Here is a 6,548-nt window from a genome sequence, read left to right as displayed (position 1 = left end):
CACCAGTCACCAATCACCAATCACCAATCACCCATTACAGCATTTTCATATCCTGAACAAAACTGGTGTAAATATTACCCTGCAAAAATTGGGAGTTTTCCATAATTTTTTGATGAAAGGGAATGGTTGTCGGGACTCCAGTAATGGCACATTCTCTCAATGCGCGTTTCATGCGGGTAATTGCTGTAGCTCGGTCTGGTCCCCAGACAATTAATTTGCCAATCAGGGAGTCGTAATAAGGGGGAATGTTGTAATCCGTGTATACGTGGGAATCAATCCGCACTCCTGGTCCTCCAGGTGGCAGATAACCAGTAATTTTACCGGGGGCTGGGCGAAAATCATGATCTGGATCTTCGGCGTTAATGCGACATTCAATAGAATGTCCTCGAAGAACCACTTCTTTTTGTGTCAGCTTTAGTCTTTCCCCTTGAGCAATGCGAATTTGTTCAACTACTAAATCTATACCAGTAATCATCTCTGTAACTGGATGCTCAACTTGGATGCGGGTATTCATTTCCATGAAATAGAATTTACCGAATTTGTCTAGAAGAAATTCGATAGTTCCAGCACCGCTGTAGTTAATAGACTGGGCAGCTTTAACGGCAGCCTTTCCCATTTTTTGCCGTAAATCTGGATCAAGAGCCGGACTAGGGGCTTCTTCTAGGAGTTTTTGGTTACGACGCTGAATTGAACAATCTCTTTCACCTAAATGGATCACGTTACCGTAGTTATCCGCTAAAATCTGAAATTCAATGTGCCGGGGACGTTCAATAAATTTTTCTATATAAACGCCTGAATTACCAAAAGCTGCTCCTGCTTCCCCTTGAGCCGCGAGGAATAGTCTCACAAATTCATCTTCGGAACGGACAAGCCGCATTCCTCTACCACCACCACCGGCGGTAGCTTTAACCATTACAGGATAACCAATTTTTTGAGCGATCGCTAATCCTTCTGCTTCTGATTCTACTAACCCTTCACTACCGGGAACTGTGGGAACACCAGCTTTTTGCATGGTTTCTTTAGCGGTGGACTTATCCCCCATCAGCCTGATAGATTCGGGTGTAGGTCCAATAAAAGCAATATGATGGTCTGCACAAATTTCAGCAAATCTGGCATTCTCTGATAAAAAACCATACCCAGGATGAATGGCACCGGCATTGCGCGTTAATGCAGCAGCAATAATATTGGGAATATTCAAATAACTTTTACTGCTGGCAGGTTCACCAATGCAAACGGCTTCATCTGCAAGTTGGACGTGCAGCGCGTTTCTGTCAACAGTGGAGTGAACAGCAACTGTGGCAATTCCCATTTCTTCACAGGCACGGAGAATGCGAAGGGCTATTTCTCCTCGATTGGCAATTAATATTTTATCAAATTTCATTTTCGAGTTGCGATATCAGTACCAGTAGATTGACATTTTCTCCTATCCTGTTGACATAAAGCGGTTGCATTACTGCAAATCGTGACAGGAGATTCCCAAACCTCATTCTTAGCAGACTATTGGATTATCTGGCATCTTTGCTAGACCTCTTAATATGACTTGTGCTGTAACTATATTTCTGTTAGTCTCATACCCATTCAAAAAATATTTGGGAAATATTGGAAAAATATTGTATTTGAGAGATTTTTTTATGTTATACTCTAATCTGTGTTCAAAACCGCGCGGATGTGGCGGAATTGGTATACGCGCACGCTTGAGGTGCGTGTGGGCATAGCCCTTGCGAGTTCGAGTCTCGCCATCCGCATTTTTGAATGTAAATAACCCGCTGCTATTTCAGAAACATGATTATAGCAGCGGGTTTACATTTTTTAATAAAAATCCATATTTTTGATTCTTTGCCAGCTTCTTTAGTGATGCTGGTTTTTGTGCTATTGATAGAAATATATATAAACTTTTGTAAAGAACATTGATTACTACTTTTAATCCCACGAATGATCTAATCCTACCAAGTGCTTGGCATTGTCTAACTCCCATTTGGCAAGGTGGGGAGGAAGCTATTAAACGCGGTTTACCTCACAGTCAGTTAGCTCCTACTTGGCAATTATTGCTTTTGGGTGATGGTTCTCCCACTCGACACGTCCAACTATTGACGGGTGAACCAACGGAGGTAGATGTAATTGATATGTCAGCAATTGGCATGAATACTGATAATGCACCAACTATGATGCAGATGCTACCGGGTCCAAGAGTGCGCCGACAGGTTTGGGTCAGAACTGCTTCCGGTCAGCGGTTATATTATGCTGCTTCTTGGTGGGAAGCAAGTCATGTAGATGAGTATTTACAAAACAAGTCTTTACCAATTTGGGCAAGTTTAGCACGGTTACGAACTGAGTTATATAGAGACGTTCAAGGCATTTATTATGGTAACTCAGAAGCGTTAGAGTTGGGTTTTCAGGAAAAGGGGCCTTTTTGGGGTCGCCATTATTTGTTTTGGCATCATGGACAACCGCTAACTTTGATTTATGAGGTTTTTTCGCCTTTTTTAACTAAATATTTAGGCGCTATGAATTATGAAAGTTAATCCTCTCAATTACTAATCCCCAAAACCAGAGAAAGGTTACATCTACAGCAGTTGCGGAAACTAATAGACTTTTAATGTCAAATTTGTGTCATAATCAACCCTAACTGGGGGGAAAATGACTTTTTGACTAAAGGGTGAGTCTTAAAAATAATATTCTCTTGGTGTATCCGTGTATGTTAATTGTCAGAATCAGGATATCTGGTTACTGAGCGAAGTCGAAGTACAGGATTTAAGGATTTTCAGGATGAAATTAACATTCTTTTCGTGTGTTTCGGTGTGCTATGTTTCGCGCAAAGTGGCAAAGGAGCAAAGACGCAAAGAAGAAATTAACTGTGAGAATAATAGAAAATTATCAAAATTTTATTATTCAATTACAATTAAACATCCTGTTAATCCTTAAATCCTGTACTTCGACTTCGCTCAGTAACCAGATATCCTGATTCTGACAAAAATACTATTGTTGTAATTTTCTAATTCTATTCAAAGCATCCTGATAAGTTTCATTATTGCCCTGTTGTTGATATATTTTTGCTGCTTGTTGAAAATCAGATATCGCTTGAAATTTGTCTCCTAAAGTAGCGTATGCGTTTCCCCGGTTGTAGTAGGCATCAGCATTGTTAGGATTAATCTTGAGAGCTTGGTTGTAATCTTGTATGGCTGCTTGTTTATCTCCTAAATCATAACGGGCATTTCCCCGGTTGAGGTAGGACACGGCATCGTTAGGATTAATTTTGAGAGCTTGGTTGTAATCCTCTATAGCTCCTTTTTTATCTCCTAAAGTAGCGTATGCGTTTCCCCGGTTATAGTAGGCTTTGGCATAGTTAGGATTAATTTTGAGAGCTTGGTTGTAATCCTCTATAGCTCCCTTTTTATCTCCTAAATCATCACGGGTAAGTCCCCGGTTGAGGTAAGCTTCGGCATAGTTAGGATTAATTTTGAGAGCTTGGTTATAATCTTGTATCGCTGCTTGTTTATCTCCTAAAGCATCACGAAGATTTCCTCGATTGATGTAGGCATTGGCATCGTTAGGATTAATTTTGAGAACTTGGTTGTAATCTTGTATCGCTGCTTGATTATCTCCTAAATTATAATAAGCCATACCGCGATAGAATAAAGCTTCAGAATTATTAGGAGTAAGGCGAATTACTTCGTCATAAGCTAATATTGCCCCGCGATAATCTCCTATTTCATACTTATCCGCAGCCTGAACTAAGAAATCATCAGCTTTTTGTTTTGTCGTCTTTGGGGGTTCAGATAAACCTTGAGACAGTTGAATTAAAATATTAATAGGAATACCGGAATTTCTTCCAGATTTTACAGTCGCACTAGAGGTATTGATCTTATCAAAATCAATATCAATTTTAAAATTTCGGTTCTCAACCAGAGTTCTTTCAGCGTAACTGGGTTGGTTGATTGTCGCAATTGTCGTTAATGCTGTCAGGGAAGCCAGAGTGACAATTTGCGTCAACCCTATCCACCCTTGACTAAATAACCTTTGTTTCATAACTTTAGGTAATTTTTGTGATATTAATTTGATACTGTTCTTATAATAAATTATATCTAAACGTGAGTAAGTTTGGGCAACTCACGGACTAATTTATATTCAAAACGTCTTAATCGTGTGATTACATAGTAGGGCTTTAGCAGCCCGCCTGGGAATGAATTCCCAGTCTAATAGCAAAAGTCATCTGAAGATGACTAAGAATTGTCTAAATCCTCAGTTTACTTTAGTAAACTTTAGCTATTAGCCCGGAAATTCATTTCTGGGCGGGTGTGGAAGCCAAACAAATAACGCATCCGTAGCTTAAGTTGACACCAATAAGCACTGCTAAACCCCTACACATCTCGGTTTTTAACTAAATATCTGGGCGCTATGAATTATGAAGGTTAATCTTGCCAATGACTAATATCCAAAACCAGTTAGGATCAAGGAAATCGGAATTTGGAGAGAAGTGTTTATGAATCTGGTTGTACTCCAGAACTGGCTAGATAATGCCTCTTTTGCTGTCTTATTCTGTACGATGTTGGTTTATTGGGTGGGGGCGGCTTTTCCGAGTTTATCGGTGACGGCGGCTTTGGGAACAGCCGGTATGGCGATCGCTAATTTGTGTATGGCGACTTTATTAGGGGCAAGATGGATCGAAGCGGGTTATTTTCCCCTGAGTAATCTCTACGAGTCTTTATTTTTCCTGACTTGGGGAATTACTGCTGTCCATTTAATTGCCGAAAATAGCAGTCGTAGTCGTTTGGTGGGAGTTGTGACTGCACCTGTAGCGATGTGCATTGCTGCTTTTGCTACTCTAACTTTACCATCAAATATGCAGGTATCAGAGCCTTTAGTTCCGGCTTTGAAATCTAATTGGCTGATGATGCACGTCAGTGTCATGATGTTGAGTTATTCCGCTTTGATGGTAGGCGCATTGTTAGCGATCGCATTTTTAATTGTTACTCGCGGCCAAAATATCCAATTACAAGGTAGTTCCTTTGGTAATGGCGGTTATCGGAGTAATGGCTATAAACTACTTAAAGCTGGTGAGTTAGTTACATCTACACCCGCTGCGGAAACTAATGGCTTTTCTCGCGTTGAAATTAATAACAACGGGAATGGAACTGCGGTTTTGGATTTAGTCACAACCACTCCTATTCAAACCACTGAAATTCTTTCACCTCAACGCCTCAACTTGGCTGAAACCCTCGATAATATCAGCTATCGCATCATTGGTTTGGGATTTCCTCTCCTCACAATTGGGATTATTGCCGGTGGTGTTTGGGCTAATGAAGCCTGGGGTTCTTACTGGAGTTGGGACCCTAAGGAAACTTGGGCGTTAATTACTTGGTTAGTTTTTGCCGCTTATCTGCATTCTAGAATAACTCGCGGTTGGCAAGGTAGAAAACCTGCAATTTTAGCCGCTGCTGGTTTTGTTGTGGTTTGGATTTGTTATCTTGGTGTGAATCTTTTGGGTAAGGGTTTACATTCTTACGGTTGGTTTTTGTAAGTTCATTTTCCCCCTTTTCTTTTGAGAGGGGGGTTTCGCGCAAAGACGCTAAGGAGCAAAGGCGCAAAGAAAGAACTATAATAATTCATGTTGTTTTATAAATACATAACCAGCCCTTATGCTCCCCAATTTGACGCAATTTGGTATCTCCAGTTTGTTTATGTTTTTCGTTCTTTCGACACGATACCTGATTGTGTCTTCGCTGCTTTATTGGTTACTTTGGGTTCGTCGTCCCCAGTCTTGGGAAGTTCGTCGTCTTCATGATCTGGATAGACGGAAGAGTAAAATGAAAAGCGAAATCAAATGGTCTCTCTTTTCCTGTCTTATTTTTGCTTTACCCAGTGCTTTTATCATGGAAATGATCGCATTAGGACAAACAAAAGTTTATATAAATCCTATCCAATATGGCTGGGTTTATTTGCCAGTAAGTCTGTTTATATATTTATTTATCCACGATACTTATTTTTATTGGACTCATCGCTGGTTACATATTCCTAGCATATATCGCCGCTTTCATAAGGTGCATCACGAATCTATTAACCCTACTCCCTGGACTTCTTTTTCTTTTGATCCCGTTGAGAGTATGATGACGGCAATTATTATTCCTATTTTGGTTTTTATTATTCCTATTCACATTAGTATGATCATTTTATTGCTAACATTAATGACGATATTTGGCGTTGTCAATCATACAGGTTATGAGGTTTATCCCCGTTCATGGATGCGTGGTTTTTGGGGGAAAAATTGGATTACTCCAACTCACCATACTCTTCATCATCACAAGTTTAATTGTAATTATGGTCTTTATTTTCGGTTTTGGGATCAGTTGATGAATACAGATGTGATGGTGAAAACGCCATTTATTCTGAAGAAAAATAGAAGTAATAACTAATGTGGTATTGTAGTTGAATTTTTATTCAATAAATTCTACATCAACAGATGAACACTGTTCTAAATAATCACAAGTAACAGCTACTAATGAACCAAACAGAAATAGTCTGCTTTAAATTCATATCTTTGATACCTCATT

At 39.7% G+C, this 6,548-nt stretch carries 5 protein-coding genes and 1 tRNA gene; 4 read left to right on the top strand and 2 right to left on the bottom strand.

Annotated features, from left to right (window positions below):
* Positions 1-34: 34 nt before the first annotated feature.
* Positions 35-1,381, bottom strand: coding sequence for an acetyl-CoA carboxylase biotin carboxylase subunit (gene accC, locus FJR08_RS22780; protein ID WP_148760908.1), 1,347 nt, complete (start codon positions 1,379-1,381; stop codon positions 35-37).
* Between the two features lie 281 nt (positions 1,382-1,662).
* Between accC and FJR08_RS22775 the strand changes: the two genes are divergently transcribed.
* Positions 1,663-1,745 (top strand) — tRNA-Leu (locus FJR08_RS22775).
* 162 nt (positions 1,746-1,907) lie between these two features.
* Entirely contained in the window at positions 1,908-2,522 is a 615-nt protein-coding gene (locus tag FJR08_RS22770) for a chorismate lyase (protein ID WP_168634672.1), read from the top strand.
* 454 nt (positions 2,523-2,976) lie between these two features.
* Here the strand turns inward: FJR08_RS22770 and FJR08_RS22765 are convergent, their stop codons facing one another.
* Positions 2,977-4,026, bottom strand: a complete 1,050-nt coding sequence (locus tag FJR08_RS22765) for a tetratricopeptide repeat protein (protein WP_168634671.1) — start codon at positions 4,024-4,026, stop codon at positions 2,977-2,979.
* A gap of 454 nt (positions 4,027-4,480) precedes the next feature.
* Here FJR08_RS22765 and ccsB point away from each other — a divergent pair, with 454 nt between their 5' ends.
* Together ccsB and FJR08_RS22755 are read left to right on the top strand one after the other, a co-directional pair.
* Positions 4,481-5,518, top strand: a complete 1,038-nt coding sequence (ccsB, locus tag FJR08_RS22760; RefSeq protein ID WP_168634670.1) for a c-type cytochrome biogenesis protein CcsB — start codon at positions 4,481-4,483, stop codon at positions 5,516-5,518.
* 193 nt (positions 5,519-5,711) lie between these two features.
* Complete coding sequence (locus FJR08_RS22755; protein WP_323294432.1) at positions 5,712-6,410, top strand: sterol desaturase family protein; 699 nt, start codon at positions 5,712-5,714, stop codon at positions 6,408-6,410.
* The last annotated feature ends 138 nt before the right edge of the window (positions 6,411-6,548 follow it).

The sequence above is a fragment of the Dolichospermum sp. UHCC 0260 genome, assembly GCF_009711985.1.
GTDB lineage: Bacteria > Cyanobacteriota > Cyanobacteriia > Cyanobacteriales > Nostocaceae > Dolichospermum > Dolichospermum lemmermannii.
Note: the sequence above shows the minus strand (reverse complement) of the source record. Positions and strands in the feature narration are given on the sequence as shown.